The organism is Gilliamella intestini, assembly GCF_900094935.1.
In the GTDB taxonomy this organism is placed as follows: Bacteria; Pseudomonadota; Gammaproteobacteria; order Enterobacterales; family Orbaceae; genus Gilliamella; species Gilliamella intestini.
Map to the genome: position 1 here is coordinate 14,483 of NZ_FMBA01000026.1, position 18,064 is coordinate 32,546.

The 18,064-nt window shown below is 37.2% G+C and carries 28 protein-coding genes; 13 read left to right on the forward strand and 15 right to left on the reverse strand.

Going from position 1 to position 18,064, the window contains the following annotated elements; translation table 11 throughout:
* Positions 1-19: 19 nt before the first annotated feature.
* The 9 genes from GA0061080_RS07835 to GA0061080_RS07875 all read right to left on the reverse strand — a co-directional run bounded on the left by GA0061080_RS07835 (position 20) and on the right by GA0061080_RS07875 (position 6,840).
* Positions 20-1,243: a phage major capsid protein gene (locus GA0061080_RS07835; protein WP_091123716.1), complete on the reverse strand. Its 1,224-nt coding sequence runs from the start codon at positions 1,241-1,243 to the stop codon at positions 20-22.
* Between the two features lie 13 nt (positions 1,244-1,256).
* Positions 1,257-1,910, reverse strand: coding sequence for an HK97 family phage prohead protease (locus tag GA0061080_RS07840; protein WP_091123719.1), 654 nt, complete (start codon positions 1,908-1,910; stop codon positions 1,257-1,259).
* Positions 1,888-3,102, reverse strand: a complete 1,215-nt coding sequence (locus GA0061080_RS07845; RefSeq protein ID WP_091123724.1) for a phage portal protein — start codon at positions 3,100-3,102, stop codon at positions 1,888-1,890. Before GA0061080_RS07845 ends, GA0061080_RS07840 begins: the two co-directional genes overlap by 23 nt.
* A complete protein-coding gene (locus GA0061080_RS07850) occupies positions 3,102-4,619 on the reverse strand; it encodes a terminase large subunit (protein ID WP_091123728.1) in 1,518 nt (505 codons plus the stop codon). The genes GA0061080_RS07845 and GA0061080_RS07850 overlap by 1 nt, the downstream gene beginning before the upstream one ends.
* A gap of 8 nt (positions 4,620-4,627) precedes the next feature.
* Positions 4,628-5,104 carry a phage terminase small subunit, hendrixvirinae-type gene (locus tag GA0061080_RS07855; protein WP_091123731.1) on the reverse strand — a complete coding sequence of 159 codons (477 nt, stop codon included), beginning with the start codon at positions 5,102-5,104 and terminating at the stop codon, positions 4,628-4,630.
* Positions 5,105-5,245: 141 nt separating this feature from the next.
* A complete protein-coding gene (locus GA0061080_RS07860; RefSeq protein WP_091123735.1) occupies positions 5,246-5,584 on the reverse strand; it encodes an HNH endonuclease signature motif containing protein in 339 nt (112 codons plus the stop codon).
* 9 nt (positions 5,585-5,593) lie between these two features.
* Entirely contained in the window at positions 5,594-6,055 is a 462-nt protein-coding gene (locus GA0061080_RS07865; protein ID WP_091123739.1) for a lysis system i-spanin subunit Rz, read from the reverse strand.
* Positions 6,056-6,122: 67 nt separating this feature from the next.
* Positions 6,123-6,656, reverse strand: coding sequence for a lysozyme (locus GA0061080_RS07870; RefSeq protein WP_091123743.1), 534 nt, complete (start codon positions 6,654-6,656; stop codon positions 6,123-6,125).
* Positions 6,616-6,840 (reverse strand): phage holin family protein, encoded by a 225-nt coding sequence (locus tag GA0061080_RS07875; protein ID WP_091123748.1) that lies wholly within the window; start codon positions 6,838-6,840, stop codon positions 6,616-6,618. The genes GA0061080_RS07870 and GA0061080_RS07875 overlap by 41 nt, the downstream gene beginning before the upstream one ends.
* A 431-nt stretch (positions 6,841-7,271) precedes the next feature.
* Here GA0061080_RS07875 and GA0061080_RS07880 point away from each other — a divergent pair, with 431 nt between their 5' ends.
* Complete coding sequence (locus GA0061080_RS07880) at positions 7,272-7,460, forward strand: ribbon-helix-helix protein, CopG family (RefSeq protein ID WP_091123751.1); 189 nt, start codon at positions 7,272-7,274, stop codon at positions 7,458-7,460.
* A gap of 119 nt (positions 7,461-7,579) precedes the next feature.
* Here GA0061080_RS07880 and GA0061080_RS07885 read toward each other — a convergent pair whose 3' ends face one another.
* The 6 genes from GA0061080_RS07885 to GA0061080_RS07915 all read right to left on the reverse strand — a co-directional run bounded on the left by GA0061080_RS07885 (position 7,580) and on the right by GA0061080_RS07915 (position 12,597).
* A complete protein-coding gene (locus GA0061080_RS07885) occupies positions 7,580-8,683 on the reverse strand; it encodes a DUF1133 family protein (RefSeq protein ID WP_091123754.1) in 1,104 nt (367 codons plus the stop codon).
* Between the two features lie 4 nt (positions 8,684-8,687).
* Positions 8,688-8,915 (reverse strand): hypothetical protein, encoded by a 228-nt coding sequence (locus GA0061080_RS07890; RefSeq protein WP_091123758.1) that lies wholly within the window; start codon positions 8,913-8,915, stop codon positions 8,688-8,690.
* A gap of 122 nt (positions 8,916-9,037) precedes the next feature.
* Positions 9,038-10,012, reverse strand: a complete 975-nt coding sequence (locus GA0061080_RS07895) for a DUF7146 domain-containing protein (RefSeq protein ID WP_091123762.1) — start codon at positions 10,010-10,012, stop codon at positions 9,038-9,040.
* Positions 10,009-11,574 carry a DEAD/DEAH box helicase gene (locus GA0061080_RS07900; protein ID WP_091123765.1) on the reverse strand — a complete coding sequence of 522 codons (1,566 nt, stop codon included), beginning with the start codon at positions 11,572-11,574 and terminating at the stop codon, positions 10,009-10,011. The genes GA0061080_RS07895 and GA0061080_RS07900 overlap by 4 nt, the downstream gene beginning before the upstream one ends.
* Before the next feature lie 2 nt (positions 11,575-11,576).
* Entirely contained in the window at positions 11,577-11,924 is a 348-nt protein-coding gene (locus GA0061080_RS07905) for a hypothetical protein (RefSeq protein ID WP_091123768.1), read from the reverse strand.
* Between the two features lie 451 nt (positions 11,925-12,375).
* Positions 12,376-12,597 carry a helix-turn-helix domain-containing protein gene (locus GA0061080_RS07915; RefSeq protein ID WP_091123774.1) on the reverse strand — a complete coding sequence of 74 codons (222 nt, stop codon included), beginning with the start codon at positions 12,595-12,597 and terminating at the stop codon, positions 12,376-12,378.
* A 148-nt stretch (positions 12,598-12,745) separates the two neighbouring features.
* On the opposite strand from GA0061080_RS07915, the gene GA0061080_RS07920 reads away from it, so the two are divergent.
* The 12 genes from GA0061080_RS07920 to GA0061080_RS13365 form a co-directional block, all read left to right on the forward strand.
* Positions 12,746-13,447: an XRE family transcriptional regulator gene (locus tag GA0061080_RS07920; protein ID WP_202113764.1), complete on the forward strand. Its 702-nt coding sequence runs from the start codon at positions 12,746-12,748 to the stop codon at positions 13,445-13,447.
* Between the two features lie 20 nt (positions 13,448-13,467).
* The gene (locus GA0061080_RS07925) at positions 13,468-14,112 is read left to right on the forward strand and encodes a LexA family protein (protein ID WP_091123778.1); all 645 of its coding nucleotides are present in this window, start codon (positions 13,468-13,470) and stop codon (positions 14,110-14,112) included.
* A gap of 305 nt (positions 14,113-14,417) precedes the next feature.
* Positions 14,418-14,624 (forward strand): hypothetical protein, encoded by a 207-nt coding sequence (locus GA0061080_RS07930; protein WP_091123782.1) that lies wholly within the window; start codon positions 14,418-14,420, stop codon positions 14,622-14,624.
* A gap of 8 nt (positions 14,625-14,632) precedes the next feature.
* Complete coding sequence (locus GA0061080_RS07935; RefSeq protein WP_065590907.1) at positions 14,633-14,860, forward strand: hypothetical protein; 228 nt, start codon at positions 14,633-14,635, stop codon at positions 14,858-14,860.
* A 2-nt stretch (positions 14,861-14,862) separates the two neighbouring features.
* Complete coding sequence (locus GA0061080_RS07940) at positions 14,863-15,186, forward strand: hypothetical protein (protein ID WP_091123786.1); 324 nt, start codon at positions 14,863-14,865, stop codon at positions 15,184-15,186.
* The gene (locus tag GA0061080_RS07945) at positions 15,183-15,929 is read left to right on the forward strand and encodes a KilA-N domain-containing protein (protein WP_091123789.1); all 747 of its coding nucleotides are present in this window, start codon (positions 15,183-15,185) and stop codon (positions 15,927-15,929) included. The genes GA0061080_RS07940 and GA0061080_RS07945 overlap by 4 nt, the downstream gene beginning before the upstream one ends.
* 3 nt (positions 15,930-15,932) lie before the next feature.
* The gene (locus GA0061080_RS07950) at positions 15,933-16,163 is read left to right on the forward strand and encodes a hypothetical protein (protein ID WP_091123793.1); all 231 of its coding nucleotides are present in this window, start codon (positions 15,933-15,935) and stop codon (positions 16,161-16,163) included.
* Positions 16,156-16,359 (forward strand): hypothetical protein, encoded by a 204-nt coding sequence (locus GA0061080_RS07955; RefSeq protein ID WP_091123797.1) that lies wholly within the window; start codon positions 16,156-16,158, stop codon positions 16,357-16,359. Before GA0061080_RS07950 ends, GA0061080_RS07955 begins: the two co-directional genes overlap by 8 nt.
* Positions 16,359-16,643, forward strand: a complete 285-nt coding sequence (locus GA0061080_RS07960; protein WP_091123802.1) for a hypothetical protein — start codon at positions 16,359-16,361, stop codon at positions 16,641-16,643. Before GA0061080_RS07955 ends, GA0061080_RS07960 begins: the two co-directional genes overlap by 1 nt.
* Positions 16,630-17,025, forward strand: coding sequence for a hypothetical protein (locus GA0061080_RS07965; protein ID WP_065590902.1), 396 nt, complete (start codon positions 16,630-16,632; stop codon positions 17,023-17,025). The genes GA0061080_RS07960 and GA0061080_RS07965 overlap by 14 nt, the downstream gene beginning before the upstream one ends.
* Before the next feature lie 78 nt (positions 17,026-17,103).
* Positions 17,104-17,445, forward strand: coding sequence for a helix-turn-helix domain-containing protein (locus tag GA0061080_RS12920; RefSeq protein ID WP_091123805.1), 342 nt, complete (start codon positions 17,104-17,106; stop codon positions 17,443-17,445).
* A partial coding sequence (locus tag GA0061080_RS13365) for a tyrosine-type recombinase/integrase (protein WP_500683396.1) occupies positions 17,403-18,064 on the forward strand: 662 nt, incomplete at its 3' end. The genes GA0061080_RS12920 and GA0061080_RS13365, both read left to right, overlap by 43 nt.

Sequence of the window (18,064 nt, forward strand, 5' to 3'; positions counted from 1 at the left end):
AAGGGCCTTGTCTTTTCAGTTAAGATTTTGCTGAACGTGATTGAACCGCTGGCATAGTTAACACTTTAATAGCATTGCTATCATTCAACATAGAGCCAACACGTTTAGTTGTATAGAATCCAACAAATGGCTTCTTAGTGTATGGGTCTCGTAACATACGAATACCAATGCGATCAAAGATATAAAAGCCACGTTTGAAGTTACCAAATGCGATTGGTGCTTTGCCTGAGCTGTCGCCGATATCAGGCATTTGCTCATTTTCAGCGACAGCAAAACCCGATAATAATGATGGTTGGCCAACTTGTAAGCCTGGTTGCCAGATGTAATTACCATTAGAATCTTTTAGTAAACGAACCGCTAACAATGATTGATTGTTCATCATAAATTTAGCACCTGAACGATAGACCTTACGCAGTGTGTAAGTTAACTTCACAATATCATCAGTTGTTAGATTCGCCGCACCTGCTACAACGTTTTGTAATTTACCCCAATCGCGATCTTTATCTGCTTGCGCTGTAGTTTCGTAAGCTAAAAAGCCTTTCGGTTTTTTATTTCCGTCACCGAGTGTAAATGCCTCTTCTTCTTTTTCTGCAAACTCTTGGGAAAGCTCATTCACAATAAAAGATTCAACATTAAAAAAGGCATCATCAAGCATGGTTTGCGTGGCGTATGGGTTACCGTAGATTTCACCCCAGACAGGAGAAATAACACCGAGTTTTGGTGTTCCTGTTTCTGTTCGCTCATCGGTTTCACCAACCCAACCACTAGCAATGCCACCTTTACTGGTTAGCTTTTTCCAATCAGGTGTGCCAACCGTCATTACCGTACATTCTTGACGCATCACAACTTCATCACGCAATGCGGCTAAAATATCAGTATTTAGCTCTTCTGGTACCGCAAAGCCACCGTCAGCATCAACGCCAGTTTGCATTGCTTTTCGTTCCAGTTCGGCTAATCCTTGTTCGTCACCTTTGCGGATGAACATGGCAAACGCTTCTTTATGTGCTGAGGCTTGTTGGTTACCGCCTGCAGGGCGTTTGACCTCTTTTAGTTCGTTTTCTAGCACATTTTTTAAATTATCTAATTCTGATATTTTGCCATTCAAAGTTTCAACTTTGTCAGCTAACGCGCTTTTTTCTTGTGAGATAGCTTCTAGTCGCTTGTCATTTGTTGACTTGAATTGCTCAAATTGATTTTTAATTTCTTGCGCGACCAGTTCAACATCTTTTTGATCTACTGCCATAATATATAAACTCCTAGTTAAAAATAGATTTTAAAATATTTAATGCGTTTTCTTCGCTATTACTAACGTCTCGCTGTTTTAGTGAAGAGTATCCCTCAGACATGAACGCCTTTGCCTGAGTTCTGGAGAGTCCAACGTCACGCAGTACTCTTTCTATTTCTTTCGGCGGCGGTATATCACCACTTTCGAAAATACTTTTTACGTTATCAATCCTTGCTTCATCATTGGCAGGGAACGTGACAACGGAAACCTCCCAAAGGTCAATATCCTTTAAAATGAATGCGGATTTTTCCTTGTCATAATCATAATCGTTTAATATGTAGCCAATTGATAATCCAGATAATGATTTTGCCTTCATATGAGCGTGTGCTCGTTTTGCGAGTGGGTCATCATCAATTAATAACTGTCCTTCAAGGTATAGCCCGTTATCGTCCTCAACCATTTTTGTGTAATAGCCGATAGGTTCGTCCATCTTGTGTTGCCAAAGGAGTGCAGGTAAACGTCCTTTTTCTTTCCACTTATTAAGCGAATTAGCAAAAGCACCTTTAATCACAATATCGGAATAGCTATCTTTTACGCCGAATACCGAGCCGTAGCCCATAAACGCCCCTGTATCACTGATTGACTTAATTTCAAAGGGTATATCAAGCCTCTTTTTGTTTAGCATTTTTGTTATTATCCTGTGGTTTAGTGGTCATATTCATTGGGGTTAGATAGATGTCACCACCCTCTCTTGGGTTACGCTCTTCCAAATCTCGGCACTCATTCGGTGACAAAATCCCCCAGTTAATACCTGTGGCGTACGATTCATAACGTGATTTCATATCGCCTCGCAATAAAGCTCCTACATTGAATTTGGCATAAAACTGTCCTCGCTTTTCTTTATTAACCAGACCAACATTTATGCGCTGTTCAATACGTGTTAGATACGGTACTAATGAGTAGTTAACAAATCCCATACCTAGATTTTCAATATTATTAAATGTAGCCCTATCAGTGTTTTGCACCATATGCATCGGCACTCGAAATATTCGGCATATTTCCTCTAATTGAAATTTCCGTGTTTCTAGAAATTGGGCATCTTCGGCAGACATACTAATGTTATTCCATTTAAGCCCCATTTCTAAGATCATCGGCTTATGTGCATTTGATAAACCCTGATGACGTTCTTGAAAATTATCCTTTAATCGCTTGTACGCTTCATCCGTTAATACTTGGTCAGTTTGTAATACGCCGCTTGATACTGCACCATTACTAAACAGTCTGGAGCCGTGTTCTTCCGTCGCTAAACCAAGCCCTATAGCTTGCCGTGCATAACTAATTGGGCTAAGCCCGATTAAAGAATCCATTGAGAATGTGCGTACATGCCAAATTTCCTCTTGGGATAAAACATCACAAGAGCCGTCGGGGAATGTGACTTGATAAACAGGCTCCCATTTCTCATTAAGCTTGGGCTGTACGCTACCGGGCAAGAGAGGGAGTAACTCAACGACCTCACCGAATACTTTAACTTTGTAAGCGTAAAAGTTACCCCGCAAACAAAGGCAACCGATTAGATACTCCCAAAACTCCTGCGGTGTCATATAGTTATTTGGTGCAACGTACAAAAGCGAGTACAGTTTTTCTTTAGGTGCTTTCTTTCGCCCGTTATCGGTCGCTTGATATAAAAAACAAGGTAACATTCCAACCGATTCCGTTAGCACTCTCACGCAACCGAATACCGCCGTTAACTGCATAGCTAGGGCCGGGCTAACTCTGCGACCCGCGTAAGTATCTAGTGAAAGACCGATGTAATTGGGTACCTCTTGAGAGGTGGTAACGCCCTGCGATTTACGTTTAAATAAATTAAAAATATTCATTATAAGGACCGTATTCCTACGTTTAGGATGTGATCTGATAAATTGTTTTCCAACTCATCTTCTTTATTTGTTACACCAAAAGCCATAGCTAACGCTTGCATTCCGTCTATCCGCCCTGTTGCTTTGTGCTTATCGAACTTCCTATTGTCCGCTTCATCCCTTGTAACAACAGCATTAGCGGCGCACATAGTTAATATTGGATGGTTACCGTGTCTGATAGTTCCATTTAAAAGTTCATCTTCTAAAATCGACAAGGCAGGCGTCATATCTTTAAAACCTTGCCCAAACTTAACTAACGGTGGGTTGGCATTAATTCGCTCAAACTCCTTGATTAAAAAGTCAATGTGATATCTATCAAAGGCAATAGCAGAAATGTTGTATTCTTGGATGATTTCATCTAGCTCTTTAACTAGATACTCATAATCAATAGATGCCCGTGGCGTTGTTCTTAAGTAACCTTGTTTAGCCCATACATCGTACGGCACTCTATCACGTTTTGAGCGGTCATGTATGCCAACTTCTGTTGCCCAAAAATACGGGTGAACGTTCCAATGCCCATCACTTGTTTTTGATATAACAACGAATGCGGTTAGGTCATTCTTTTGTGATAAATCAAGTCCCGCAAAACTAATGATATCTTCTGACGTTGGTTTAGCTGAGCAAGATTCCCAAACATTGCGAGATACAAAAGGACTAACGACGGATACCCTTTGATTTAAGTTTAAATTTCTGAACTTGTTTTCTTCGCTCGGCATTCGATTAGCGGCATTAGCAAGTCGCTTCAGATCATCATAGGAACGAAACAAACCAAGGGCTGGGTTTGCTGCTTTCCAAGCATCTTCATCCAACACATCAGCGTTTTTTTCAGCAGAATAAACATGGGAAACAATATGTGGATCGTTAGAGTTTTTTGCATCATCAAGCCACACACTAAATAAATCTGCATCGTTAGCCGCTTGTGTGCTAATTGCAATGAGTAATGGTGCTTTATGTGCACCCTGCGATGTTGTAATTGCATCAACAAAATCGCTTCTTGGCCCAACTATTTGCCCTACCTCATCCAAGATAGCAAGAATTGGCGATAGTCCATGTGCCGTTTTTCCTTCAGCGGCTAACGCTTTATATTCAACATTACAAAGTAAACCATAAAGCCGTTTTCCACTTGGTACAACCCTTACAATTCTTTGTAGTTCAGGGTTTAAATTCACGATTTTAACTGCTAAATCAAAGACTATTGCCGCTTGTTCTCGGCTCATTGCACCACTTACAATTTGCGAATTCTGTACAGCTTCGGGGCCAACCAAGTGCGCCAATAACAGCCCAGCAATTAAACCTGTCTTTCCGTTCTTTCTCGCAATACTAAGGTATGCCGAGTGAGTGCCGTGTGGGTTATCGTAGATTTCTAATATGAACTTTTTCTGGAAATCGGCCAATTGCATCGGCTCACCAAGATGTTCGCCATCGGGGACTCGGCAATATCGCTCAATAAAAGCAATTACTTTTTCACCTCTCGTCATATTCCACCTTAATGTATTGGAGTGGCAAGCAAGCCATCATCGTGTTTACCCAAGTATCTTCTAGCTTCTTGCTCGTTTTTATTATGATTAACTTGATCTCGTGATTCGCCGTTTGTTGCGTGAGAATGTATTTGCAGATTTCTTTTTTGTGCTGCCACTAATCGACCTAAGTCAGTAATCTGCTTATCAATTCGCTTTATCTCGTTAGAGTTTCGTTCTTCGCCAATTTTTTTATTCTCCTTAGCCAGCTCTTTCCGTAATTCGAGAATTCTTAACTGGTTATTACATAAATCAGCACATTCGATAAGGTCGGTATCCGTCCATAAATCTAACGATTTCGATTTAATGTTAGCATCCCAAAAAGGACGAGCTTTAGCCGTCAACCCTGCATGTTCTGGTGGTTCAATTGTATTTTTAGCGGCATTATCCATTGCCCTGATAACCGCCGTAGTGCTATCTGAGCGTGTTTTCTTTTTTGCGGTCATAATCAATCCTAAAAAAACTAAAAAAATCGGGTTAGCGTTAAAATGAATGAGGGTGGGCGGTTTGGACGACCAAAAGTTGTAGAAATTTACCACCCCTCCCCTTATTTATGATTTTTTGATAACTTGTTATAGAATAATGATTTATTTTTTACCATCAACCCAATGCCCACCATAAGGCATACCGTTCACATCGCATCCTATCTCTACTCCTCTATTCTCAATACGTTGTTTAGTGCTTGAGTGATGAGTACTACATAAGCCTTGATAGTTTGATGAATCCCAAAATAGCTTTTGGGCTTTCTTTATCTTTATTGGGTCTTTCGATATTAATGCTTGTTCGAGTTTGTGAGGGATAATATGGTCTACTGCTGTAGCAGGTTCGTATCTGCCTTGCTTCCTACACATAACACAAAATGGGTTACGTTGTAGATATGTTAATCGGGCTTTACGCCATCTAGTATTGTTATATACGTTTATCATGGTATTAGCTTAATCACACATAAACTCTGTGCCGTTCTTAGGCGCAATCTCTTTACAATAGTATTTCTGCCAACCTTCAATTATTACTTTGTTGTATTCGATTGCGTAGGTGAGATTGTAATAATCTTGTTGAGAAGTTCTTGCAAGTCGTAAGGCTTGGATAGCAACACCGCCGGCGGTGGCACTATCTCGCTCGACGGATTCGACTTTGACGCGCAACTCGACAAGACCATTATCGATATCATTACGTAAAGCATCTGTTTTAGCTTGACCATTTTTTATTGCCTCAATAATGTTTGATTCAATTTTTTTAACTTCATTATTATCTTGTATATACTTTTCGTACTTTGCTTCAGCTTTATTTGCTCTCATTACAGCAAGCCTTTTATCTTGCCAACAGTTGTATGCAAAATAACTAACAAAAGCCAATATACTAATCAACGTTATATTTACTTTTGACAATTTGAACATGATGAATCACTCAACAATAACGATACAAATAAAAACCAACCCCAGCCGTTGACATCATTAACAGCCATTATTGAAGCGATGATGAAGCATAAGATAGACATAACGCTTTCTCCTTTTCTCGTCTGATTACTAAGCCATTCAGTACTTTACCGCCCGCTTTATTCCACCTTGGGAACTCACTACAAGCTGCTTTATAATCGCCATTGTTTAGATGTTTATACATTGTTGAAGTACGCATCTTTGTGCACCCAACATTAAATGTAATCGAAGTAACGGAATCAAAAACAGGCTGTGGCAGATGAAAACCATTAGCGTAGCGATTAACGCACATTTCTGCTGTTTTGATATCACTAACCCATCTTTTGGCTATTTCCTCGTCTGTGTAAGCTTTTTGCTGAATGTTACCCGTTGAGCCAATACCAACCGTTAATACATTAGCAGGACAATAATACGGCTCTCGTGCGCATGATTCTGCATTACCGATTATTTCAAGCCCCGCCTTGCTCGTTCTGATTTCGTCTGAGTAATTAGCAATAACAATACCAATGATTACCGAAACACTACAAATCGCACTCGTCGCTATTCTTGTTGTGTTTTTCATAGTATTGCTCTCTCAAATTCTTTTTATGATAAAAATCTCGGCGTTTATACAACCAGTTAATGATAAATGTCGCTATTGATAAAATAATACCGACAATAATGGCAATATCATTTAAGCTAAGCGCACCTAAAAGCGTGCATAAAACACCCCAGAAATAAGATATCGGTGATGAGTATCTTTCCATAATTAATTCTTCTTGTTAGTTAATGATGTGACAGCGTACTAGCTAAATGTTAGTTATGCGTGTGTCTAGTTTTGCTGTCGATTCGATGTTGAGTGAATTACTCAAAATTTAGACATAAAAAAACCGCAATTAAGCGGCTTCATTTAATAATTTTATTCGGTAATAAATCTATAAAAATTAAAATTTTTAGGTAAATAGTATTGACTTTATTATAGGTTAACCTATAATTATGACCATCAACACGACGTTGATAAAGCAAACCCTCAGCTTTCGATGAGGGCTTAAGGAGAAGAAAAAAATGAAATTTTTAATCATATTTCTTCTACTACTTGTAAGTTTTCCGGCTTTTTAAGTAGTATCAAAGGTGGGGCGAAAGCCCTACCGATGACCTTAAATATATCAATTGACATTTAATAAATCAAGGTAATTTTATGGCAAAATCAATAACAGAAATTCAAGCAAAAAGTGACCAAAAACGAGGTGTTAAAGTAAAAGGCTTCAAACTTCACGTTGATGATATCGCATTAATTGAACAGGCAAGTAAAAGCCTAGACATACCCCAAGCTCAACTTATTGTTGATGCTGTTAAATTCTATCTTGATAACAAAAAAGCCTCTTAATTGAGGCTTTTATAGGAGGTAATGAAAAAGCCCTGTTATCTCTAACAAGGCTTATATCCAACTATTCGCGTCGAATATAGCACATTTATATCATGCGCCACATATAATTTCAAGCATTTTTACGATTTTTCTCCCAAAAATTGATAAGCTCGATAAAATCTTGTTTTAAGGTAATCTAAACACCAATTAACTCTATTTCTTGCTTGATAGTTAGTTAGTCTATAATCTGTTATTTTCTCGATATAATTAGCTATATCTGACATAGCGTGACCATAAACATAATAGCTAACCGCAATTTTGATAATAGGGCTGTTTCTGCCGAATGTTTCAATTAAAAGCTTGTCCACCTTTAAAGCTTCATCATCAGCTAATTGTTCGGCGTGGCGGTGCCTTAATGAAGCAATAATATCACTAGCTTTTTCGAATAACTCTTTACCCTTATATCCTTGACTATATAAACCATCAATAATATCAACTAGCGCAGTATCGCTAATATCGGATGATGATAGCATCATTTTAGCAATCACATTCTCATTACTTTCTTTTATCTCTTGATATGCCCACGCCCCCCAACCTGTAAGAATATTTTCAATAAATAAGCGTTGGTAAGCTGTCAGTGACATACAGGTACCAAGTTGCTTTTTATTCTTCAATTGTGCCAATACATTGTATGCACTCTCGTTTTTTAACGCATCTTCATTCAGATTTTTGGTAAACCTTGCAACCGCTTTTATTGCCGCTCGTTCACTGGTATAACGTCCCAAATTGTAGTGTTGCCGATTACGATAAACAATAGCAACCCATTTATTATCTGATGCTGAATAATGCACGCCCTCTGATAATGTTACCTTGGGTATCTTCCTTTCAATTGCACGAACTTCTTCTAGATTATCAAAGCGATTATCTGCAATATTGCCATTTTTGTGCTGGATTTTACGTTTTGGCCATTCGCTAGTAACTAAAAACCACGCCAGTCGTTCTGCAGCGTATTTACGGCTATTTACAACAATAAATAACCGCCCTTGCTTGTCATGTATGCCTTTAACATGGATACCCTCTTTATAAGCAGACGTAAAAATACCTGTATTCTGGTCATAATGCACAGCATCTTTTAAAATTTGATGTCGCTTATTAGCTCCAATACGTCTAGCTGTTCGACCTAACTGACGAATTGAATGCGTTGATCTGCGATTTAATTTTTGTAGAATTTTTTCAGCTGTCATTAAGTTACTCCTCTGCGCAACTATCACAATATATAAAATGACCTAATAAAGTTAAGGTTAAATGCCTAACTGTCATCATCCCAAAACAAGTTATTTCCTCTGATGTAACCTCTTGTAACAGACCGTCTTCAACTAATTTTTTGGCTAGCTTTGATTCGCTTTGAAAATAAGTTCCTGTTAATCCTGCCATAAATGCTTTTTCTAATATTTTTAGTTCTGCTTTAGTCACCACGTTTCACTACCTCGCACCCAAAAATAACGCAATCACAATGACAGCAACTAAAAACTTAGTGACTGAATAGAATTCTTTGATATATTTTTTATGCTTTGCATTTGTTATTTTATAAGTCACGCCTACTCCCCTTTTTTCTCTTTTAAACTCGCCCATTCATAAACTTTTAGCCCCTGGATCAGCACATCATTAAAATCACCTTTTTCTGGCCATCTAATCGTTACCTTTTCAACATCGTTATGTATTGATAAAAGGTTATTCTTAGCGCACTTAAATGCGGCTGATTGTCCTGTTAAATTCCAATCAGTATCAGCAAAAATCATCAGATGCTTAACGCCAAGCGGTGCTATAAATTTTTCTAAGAATGCCGCATTGATAGTAGACCATGTATTACATTTATAAATTTGATAGCATGACAAAGCTGTTTCTACCCCCTCAGCAATGCCAAGCGTTGACGAAACGGGAAATAATCGAATCGCTACCGATTTTGCATAAGTCAAATAATTTTCATCCTGTAAGCTATTTAGCTTCTTTGGTGTGGTAATATTTGCTTTACTGTCTCCATTTAATAACGTGCGATGCAGATAACACAGGTTTCCGTTAAGATCCGTTGCTAATGCATAAATAGCACTTAATCCAGTATTTCCCCTCCCCTCGTTTGGTGAATACTTTATGTTGCATACATTAGCAGGTAGCGTAATATGGCGATTATTAAGGTATTTTTCTGCCTGAGTTCCTTTTAGTGATTCAAGATTATTAAATTTCTTAATAACCTTGTTCCTAAGCTCATTTATATTGCTTTTTAACTGTTTAGGCTGATTATTATTAGTGTATGAATTGCCGATCAGCAGATCGATTTCTTTCGCTAACGTTCTAAAATCTTTTTGCTGGGTTGTTTGCAATAGCTTCCAAATATCACCATTGCCACAACTACAAATCCAAGTCCCCTTATTATCTCTGTTATCCATGCGGTAATGATTTTTCTTACCGCACATAGGACATTCACCACGATAATGCTTACCTCCAGTGATTGGAGGCAAATTATAATGCGCTAAGACAGCAGGAATATGATACTTGATTGCGTCCACGGTTCTCATGCTCGACCGCCCAATAATACTTCATCAGTTGCTAACGATAAGTCTTGCTGTATTTTCTGTGTTGATAATCCACGGCTTTTAGCGTATGCAATTTGTTTACTTAAAATAAAATTTCTCACCTCAGGACCAATTTCTTTTAAGCAATAGTTCAACTTTCTTGGCCACACTCCAAACTTGCTTCGATAAACATGAGCGCACCATCCATCGCTTAATGATTTATTTTTGGTTTGTGCTACTTGATGCTGATAAAACAAAATTTGAGACCACCAAGATTGCTTTTCTGATTGGCTATACTCAGTACGCTTACCTTTGTTAATTTTTTGAATGTTACGGGTTTCGTCTGTTTCAACATCTTCATTAGCTAATGGCTCATAACCGCATTTAGGGCATGTATAAACACCAATAGGCTTCATAAATTTACAAGACGGGCATTCCTTTGGCTTTTTCTCGGTAATTTGGCGTTCTTGGATTTTATTATCCTTCATACCATCATCCTTTGACGGTAATTTGTCATACTCAATATCATCAGGAAAACCTAAACGGTGAACCGTTCCGCTATGGTCAAAAATAACGCACTTATCTTTTCCCTCCGCTGTCCTAAGTCCCCTACCAATACACTGAACCCATCTGATTTCTGACTTCGTTGGACGGGCATAAATAACACATCGAACATCACTATCAAAACCAGCAACAAGCACACCTACATTGATGAGGATTTTAGTAATGCCCAACTCAAACCGTTCAATAATTAATTTACGCTCATCTTGTGGAGTGCTTGCCGTCATAACCTCAGCGTTGATCCCCGATTTTTTAAACTGGATAGTGACATAATTTGCGTGCTTAACATTGACGCAAAAGCAAACTGTTGGTAAGTCATTGCCGTGTTCTAGCCAGTTTTGCACTAAATCCCCCACCAAATCAGCTCCGCACATAATTTCGCCTAGCTCATCTTCGTTGTAATCATTTCCCATTGCTGTGTTATGAGATTTAACACCTTTTAAGTTGGGTTTAGTTGGTGCATAGAATTCATAAGGGCTTAACTCGCCAAGTTGTATTAATTCTTTCATACTGGTTGGCTTTATAAGTTTTTCGTAATATTGCCCTAGGAATGTTGCAAAAGGTGTTCCTGATAACCCGATAACCTTTGCTGATGTTTCTTTGATGTATGCTAGTAACTTTTTACGTTTTAAATGAGCTTCATCAATGATAATCAGATCGACATCAGCAGGAAGTTCACGGCGAATCAAAGTATCGGCACTGGCTATCTGAATCGGCTTTCTTGGGTCATATAGTTCGTGCTTTTGCCAAATCACAGAAATAAGATTTTCATCGATCCCATATTGAACAAAACGAGCCATTGTTTGTTCAATCAAAACGGTGTACGGAGCGATAAATAACACGCGCATATTGTTATTAATAAAACCGTCAGTAATGAATGCGGCAAGCCCAGTTTTACCGCTCCCTGTTGGGCTACTAACCATGAATGTGCGGTGTTCCTTCCAGTTTTGACGGAGTTCAGCAAGTCCCTTTTTTTGAGCGTGATTTGGAGTGATATTAAGCATGATTACCTTCTCGCTGAAACCACATCAATGCCTAACGTTTTGTGCTGAGATAAAAAACCATTTCTCAACAAAATAAAACCTTGCTCACCATGTTCACCTAGTGACTGAATACGCTCCAGTGAGCGAATACGAGGGCTTTTGTTATCAAGTTCAATCCAGCAAGACTTACCGCTCTTACTTACCTTGAGGTTGATTTTTGCATTTTCCAAGAAAGGATGCTTCGCCTCCTTCTCAACCACATAGCCGTTTAGGTTCAACTTAGCAATCAATGCCGACATAAAAAACCGCTTATCCGATACCGTCGTCTTGTCAAACTGCTTGGATAGTATTGCTATAATCTCAGCTTTCATTCATGCCCCTATATATAATAATTAAGATCTATATAAATAATTCTTTCTTTGGAATAGTAATAAAATATATATACTCAGTAGTATTATTAAACTACCAAGCACCCCCGCCCTTACCCATCAAAAGCCGCTTCTCTCTCTTGATGAGTACCTCAAAAACACGTTGAGGATTTTCGTTACAGTGTAACTATTGGCGGCTCACAGACCCGACAACTCATTACACTTGAATAACGTTTTACATATTTACGAAGCCTTGTATTGGCTTCTCTACGAGCCTTATTCTCCTTTTTGTGTGCTATTGGCTCTTTTTTATATTCGGCTACAAATACATCTGTATATAACGCAGATACCCTTTTCCTAACTCGCTTAGGTAGCTTTGATAACATTTCGATGATCCACTTTTCATCATCCTTGCAATAAGTTTCGGGTAAGCAATAGATTGATGTCATGAGAATCATTCCGGCGGAAATAACTCTGGCAAATCAGGGCGCAACTCACACGCTTTAACTACGCCATTTGTTGCTTTAACAATTAACGGTACATAGTCAGCTTTGACTTTTTGCTTGTTATGTAGCCATTTCCAAACATTTGGCTGAGTTGTTCCTGTTATTTCTCCTAATTTTTTTTGCCCTCCAAGAATTTCAATTGCTAACTGAATGCTTCTATTTTTATTCATCAATATTCTCAAAGTTATAAAATTAATATTTAATAATAACCAAATATAACTTAAATAATAACTCAAATCAATAACTTTTGTGTTGTCTTAAAATAACTATAGTTATATGATGTATTCAATAAATCATATTCATTAAATAAGGTCTGAAATGGAGCAAAGTAACTTTAACGAGCGTGTAAAATTAGCGTTCAAGATGTCAGGACTATCGCAGCACCAACTAGCAGAAAAAGTAGGAATTAGTCAGCCTGCAATTCAGAAAATACTATCAGGACGATCTAACTCATCCAGAAAATTAGTTGAAATAGCTAATGCGTTAGACGTTGATCTGTTTTGGTTAACAACTGGTTCAGGAGAAATGAAAAAAGGTAACATAAATTCTAATGCAAAAATTTTAGGAACAATAGACGATTGGGATAGTAATACACCGCTTGATGATGATGAGGTAGAAGTGCCGTTTTATAAGGATATACGATTATCAGCTGGCAATGGATTTGCTGACGACATAGAAGATTACAACGGTTGCAAGCTTAGATTATCTAAATCAACAATGAGAAGATATGGAATTGATAAAAATTGCACTGTTTGCTTAACCGTTTACGGAGACAGTATGGAACCTGTTTTTAGAGATGGAGCAACAGTTGCAATTGATCGGGCTGATAGACATATCCGAGATGGGAAAATTTATGCAATCAATCATGATGGTTTATTAAGAATAAAAATTTTAGAAAAATTGCCAGGCAATCAAATTAAAATTAAAAGTTACAACTCAGGCTATGATGATGAAATAGTGCTTCAAGATGAGATCACTATTTTAGGGCGTGTTTGGTGGCAATCATCGATACTAGACTAAAACTAAAAGAGATTTTTAAAATGAATAATCTTGGTCAACGAATCAGAGCACGACGAGAAGAATTGAACTTAACGCAGGAACAAGTAGCTTCACAAGTTGGAATAAAACAACAATCTTATCAAGCAATTGAAAGTGGAGAAGTAAAAAAACCTCGCTATTTATATGAAATATCTGTTGCTCTTAAATGCGATATGGCGTGGCTATTAAGCGGAAAAGAGAAAGAAGTAAAGAATGTAGAACCCATAGCGCTAAAAGCTCGCCAAGTGCCTTTAATTAGTTATGTTCAAGCAGGAGTTTGGACTGAATCATGCGAATTAAGAGATTCAACAGGATTTGAATACATTATGACTTCATTGGAACTATCAGATAAAGCATTTGCATTACAAATAAAAGGCGACTCAATGGAGCCAGAATTTAAAGAAGGTGATGTTGTTATCATAGATCCAGCCGTTAAACCTATTCCTGGTGAATTTGTTGTTGCAATGAACGGCGAATCAGAAGCTACGTTCAAGAAATATCGAGAGTTAGGATATGATGAGCATGAAAGAATTCAGTTTGAGCTAATTCCGCTAAATCCTGATTACACAACAATGAGTACATTAACTCAGCAAATAAGAATAGTTGGCACCATGGTTGAACACAGAATATTCAGACGTAAAAGATAATAGTTCCAAATAGAACACATAGAACCGCTTCGGCGGTTTTTCTGTGCTCTACTTGTAGTAGCTCTACTTACATCCAAATCAAATAAACTTAATGCAAGCTGTCTTATTATAACCACAATATTAATCCCAAAATTAAAACTTTTTAATCAAATAGTTTTAACTGCCCACAAAAAAATATAACTATTTATAACTTTAATATTGACTAAATTTATAACTATAGTTATTATTGGTTTTAAGAGATCTTTTTAGATCCTTTAGTAAGTTATCAGTGAGATAACAAAATTTAACATCAATAGGGGCTACTAATGAATATTTATTTATTAAACCACAACTCACGGGAAAAAATAGAAGAAACGTTAATTCAAATGAAAGCGGTGGCAATGTTAATCAATGAAACAACATCCCCAGATTCCGATAATAGAAACGACCACGTTAACACTTGCGCTTGGATGATAGCAGATCGGTTAGAAGAGACATTAGAAGCTTTAGATAACTTACCAAGGCAAAAATGAGGTAAAAAATGGACGACAAGAATGTATGTACTCAATTAACCGCTGATGAGCATGAAGAAATTGATTGCCAATTATTACAGTTAAAAGGCGTTGTCGGGTTAATTCTAACAGTAACAAAACCAGACGGAGATTATGCTAATAATCAAATTAATAGCTCGGCGTGGTTGGTTGCTGATGTTATTGAAAACATAAGAAGTAAATTAGAAAAATTATCAAAGCCTGTTGGGTGGGAGTAAAAATGAGTAATTTCAGCTTAGGATGTTTTTTAGATGAGCCATTTATATCTCTTTTGGTTAGTGAAGGGAAAAAGCCATTATTTAGTGCTCTTTTCTCAGCAAAAGAAATCCCTAATGTGATAAAGCAGTTAAATAATCGATGCATAAATGCTATCGAACCTTTAACCAAGATTCATAATCGATTTTTAGAAACGGGTGATCTCAATTGCATATATGAAGTATTTCCACAAATACTTGTGGATATCAGGAAAAAGGCAAAAAGTGGATCCCCTAAGACCGCCATCAAAGGAGAAAATCAAACCAACAACTTAGGAATGAAAGCGTGAAAAATAGTATCAAAAACAATTTATCTTGTCCAGTAATAGCTGGAATCTCTATCACAACTGATAAAGAAGGTCGATATAATCTTAATGCTTTGCATAAAGCTAGTGGGGGCAAAGATGCTAAAAGACCTAAAGCGTGGTTAGCCACAAAGTCTACTCAAGAACTTATTGAAGAGCTAAGGCAGAATTCTGCCTTCGGTCAAGAAATAATCACTGTCACAAAAGGCGGTATTAATCAAGGTACTTTCGCCCATGAACTTTTGGCCATTTCTTATGCCGGTTGGATCAGTCCAAAATTTCAGTTGACGGTTAACCAAGTATTTTTGGATTACAAAAAAGGCGAGCTTACACCTACACCAAAAATTGATAACTCAGGGTTACCAGAATTAAGAAAAGCAAGAGCGATAAAAGAAGTTTATAACGTTGCTGAAAAATTATGTGGACACCTATCTAATTTGAGTTCGCCATCAAAACAAGCTATCTATGCTAAGTTAATTAATCCAATCGCAGGTTCTGTTGTCCCCTATCCTATTCTAGATGGTCAAACTTATTCAGCAAAAGAAGTCGGCGCACAACTGGGAATATCAGGTCACAAGGTGGGACTAATTGCTAATAAGTACAATTTGAAGACAGCGGAAAATGGCATCTTTGTGCTAGATAAAGCTGAACATTCAGATAAGCAAGTCACTAACTTTCGTTACAACGAAAATGGAATAAAAGCCATTAAATCACATATGGAGGTATAACCCATGTATAACCCAGTTAATTATTTATTATCAACATCAGCCTCTAAAGAAGAATTAAGAGAAGTGCTTAGTATCGCAAATGACGGTATCGGTGCTATTGCTGACACGCTTCGTTGTGCCGATTTAACTACTGTGGATGATGAAACCATGAATCAATTCGGTTCTGCGTTACTGATATTAAAAGGTGTTATAGAAAATGCTTTTATAAAAATGGAGGAATCAACCAATGAATAATCTTATGTTTACTGTTCACACTTGTTTTGAAAAGTTTGTTGTTAAAAATAAGCTAGATTTTTCATTGGTTCGAGACCCAAGCATCAAAGCATTAAATAACTATGTTGAAAACGATACAGCACAAATCTTTGATGTGTTTGCGCAAGGGTTCCGTTCTGCTATTGAGTATCAACTAACACAAGGTAAAAGTGATTAATGGAAAAATACAAAATAACAAAAGTTGATGCGGATAAAGCAGGAAAAAAGTTTTACGGTGAATTTTACCTTTGCTTCCATGTTGATCGTGAATTACTCAAACTAAATAAAAAAATATTGAATCTTGAAGCTAGATTAAGCAAAAAGCACCCAACATTCAGTGTTCAAGATTTCAGAGATTACGTTTTGAGTGGTGGCTGTTCTAATAAAAATGTAAAAGTTTATATATTAAATTTGATTGATGCGTACATGTTAAATAGGAGACATAAAGATGAGCTTAACTAAAATGATTATTAACAGCGAATTAAATGAAGTTGCTGCAAATGCGGTAAGACAGCAATTCATATTGTTCGCAAAAAAGCATAACCCAAGTGCTGATTTTTCAGTTACAAATGATTCTAATTTACTTAATAACTTTTCTAATGAAGATATACGCAATCAATTCAGCTCATTTATAGCTGGTGCGCTTTTAAATCAGTCAGCTTTAGCTGCCAACGCATTCGGCATTATTGCAGATGAGGTGCATACCGCGCTTGATAGCTGGGATGAAGAAAGGCTTGGGATGGCTAACGAAATGCTCTTTTTTATTAATGATCTTTATATTAAGTATTTCGGTGTTGGATTTATGAAGATTGTTGAAAAGAAACCATCAGAGTTAAACAAATAAACAATATCCCCCATTGGGGGATAACTCTAATGAATTAACGCCAAAATTGGTGAAAATATTAAATTTAGATAAAAAATTATGTATTACACAACAAAAGAAGCTGCGAGTTATTTAAAAGAACATCCAACTAATGTAAGAGCTAAAGCATCAAAAGGAATTATCAAGGGATACAAGCGTAGCGGTAAAAAAGGACACTGGCTTTTTGAGAAAGAAGATCTTGATAATTACATAAAAAGAAATCAAAATGACACCTCGCAAGAGGTGCTGCGACATAATGAGTTTGAGGAGTTAAAAAAATGTCAAAGCAACCAATTAAATTATACAAACGTGGCGAAATCTGGCACTACGCGTACAGCTCACCGAATGGTACCGGAAGAATACGCAAAAGCTCTGGGACTAGCGATCAGCAAAAAGCATTAGAGCTAGCTGCTCGTGAATATGATACAAGCTGGCGAGTGGCAAAATTGGGTGAACGACCAGAATATACTTGGATAGAAGCTGTTGTTGTCTGGTTAAACGAGAAACCAGAAAGAAAGGAAAATAAAAATTACGATCTAATTTGGTTGGATAAATATTTAGCTAATAAATGTATTTCAGAAATTGATCGCAATTTAATAAATTTTATCAAAAAAGAAAAACAGGAAACAGGTGTAAAAAACAGAACTGTTAACGGCGTACTGCAACAAATTAGAGGCGTACTTAATTGCGCATATGAGAATGATATGCTTGATAAAGTACCCGCTATAAAAATGTTACCAGAACCACCACCAAGACAAGTTATGCTAACACCGAATCAGGAAAAAAGGCTTGTTGATGAATTACCTGATCATTTAATACCTATTGTTATTTTTGCACTAGCAACAGGTTTAAGGATGAGTAATATCACAGGTCTTTTGTGGGAAAATGTCGATATTAAAAATCGTCATGCATGGGTTAACATCGGTAGCGGTAAAGTAAAAACCGAAGGGATTGGTATTCCATTAAACAGCGTTGCATTGTATGTTTTAGAAAATTTGCAAGGCAAACACCCAACCAATGT

Coding starts and splice junctions, on each gene's coding strand:
- GA0061080_RS07855 (WP_091123731.1), bottom strand. CDS start 5,104: ATGACCGCAAAAAAGAAAACACGCTCAGATAGCACTACGGCGGTTATC.
- GA0061080_RS07865 (WP_091123739.1), bottom strand. CDS start 6,055: ATGTTCAAATTGTCAAAAGTAAATATAACGTTGATTAGTATATTGGCT.
- GA0061080_RS07845 (WP_091123724.1), bottom strand. CDS start 3,102: ATGAATATTTTTAATTTATTTAAACGTAAATCGCAGGGCGTTACCACC.
- GA0061080_RS07955 (WP_091123797.1), top strand. CDS start 16,156: ATGAATAATCTTATGTTTACTGTTCACACTTGTTTTGAAAAGTTTGTT.
- GA0061080_RS07870 (WP_091123743.1), bottom strand. CDS start 6,656: ATGAAAAACACAACAAGAATAGCGACGAGTGCGATTTGTAGTGTTTCG.
- GA0061080_RS07920 (WP_202113764.1), top strand. CDS start 12,746: ATGGAGCAAAGTAACTTTAACGAGCGTGTAAAATTAGCGTTCAAGATG.
- GA0061080_RS07905 (WP_091123768.1), bottom strand. CDS start 11,924: ATGAAAGCTGAGATTATAGCAATACTATCCAAGCAGTTTGACAAGACG.
- GA0061080_RS07935 (WP_065590907.1), top strand. CDS start 14,633: ATGGACGACAAGAATGTATGTACTCAATTAACCGCTGATGAGCATGAA.
- GA0061080_RS07835 (WP_091123716.1), bottom strand. CDS start 1,243: ATGGCAGTAGATCAAAAAGATGTTGAACTGGTCGCGCAAGAAATTAAA.
- GA0061080_RS07840 (WP_091123719.1), bottom strand. CDS start 1,910: ATGCTAAACAAAAAGAGGCTTGATATACCCTTTGAAATTAAGTCAATC.
- GA0061080_RS07960 (WP_091123802.1), top strand. CDS start 16,359: ATGGAAAAATACAAAATAACAAAAGTTGATGCGGATAAAGCAGGAAAA.
- GA0061080_RS07885 (WP_091123754.1), bottom strand. CDS start 8,683: ATGACAGCTGAAAAAATTCTACAAAAATTAAATCGCAGATCAACGCAT.
- GA0061080_RS07900 (WP_091123765.1), bottom strand. CDS start 11,574: ATGCTTAATATCACTCCAAATCACGCTCAAAAAAAGGGACTTGCTGAA.
- GA0061080_RS07915 (WP_091123774.1), bottom strand. CDS start 12,597: ATGAATAAAAATAGAAGCATTCAGTTAGCAATTGAAATTCTTGGAGGG.
- GA0061080_RS07940 (WP_091123786.1), top strand. CDS start 14,863: ATGAGTAATTTCAGCTTAGGATGTTTTTTAGATGAGCCATTTATATCT.
- GA0061080_RS07965 (WP_065590902.1), top strand. CDS start 16,630: ATGAGCTTAACTAAAATGATTATTAACAGCGAATTAAATGAAGTTGCT.
- GA0061080_RS07925 (WP_091123778.1), top strand. CDS start 13,468: ATGAATAATCTTGGTCAACGAATCAGAGCACGACGAGAAGAATTGAAC.
- GA0061080_RS07850 (WP_091123728.1), bottom strand. CDS start 4,619: ATGACGAGAGGTGAAAAAGTAATTGCTTTTATTGAGCGATATTGCCGA.
- GA0061080_RS07875 (WP_091123748.1), bottom strand. CDS start 6,840: ATGGAAAGATACTCATCACCGATATCTTATTTCTGGGGTGTTTTATGC.
- GA0061080_RS07880 (WP_091123751.1), top strand. CDS start 7,272: ATGGCAAAATCAATAACAGAAATTCAAGCAAAAAGTGACCAAAAACGA.
- GA0061080_RS07895 (WP_091123762.1), bottom strand. CDS start 10,012: ATGAGAACCGTGGACGCAATCAAGTATCATATTCCTGCTGTCTTAGCG.
- GA0061080_RS07860 (WP_091123735.1), bottom strand. CDS start 5,584: ATGATAAACGTATATAACAATACTAGATGGCGTAAAGCCCGATTAACA.
- GA0061080_RS07950 (WP_091123793.1), top strand. CDS start 15,933: ATGTATAACCCAGTTAATTATTTATTATCAACATCAGCCTCTAAAGAA.
- GA0061080_RS12920 (WP_091123805.1), top strand. CDS start 17,104: ATGTATTACACAACAAAAGAAGCTGCGAGTTATTTAAAAGAACATCCA.
- GA0061080_RS07930 (WP_091123782.1), top strand. CDS start 14,418: ATGAATATTTATTTATTAAACCACAACTCACGGGAAAAAATAGAAGAA.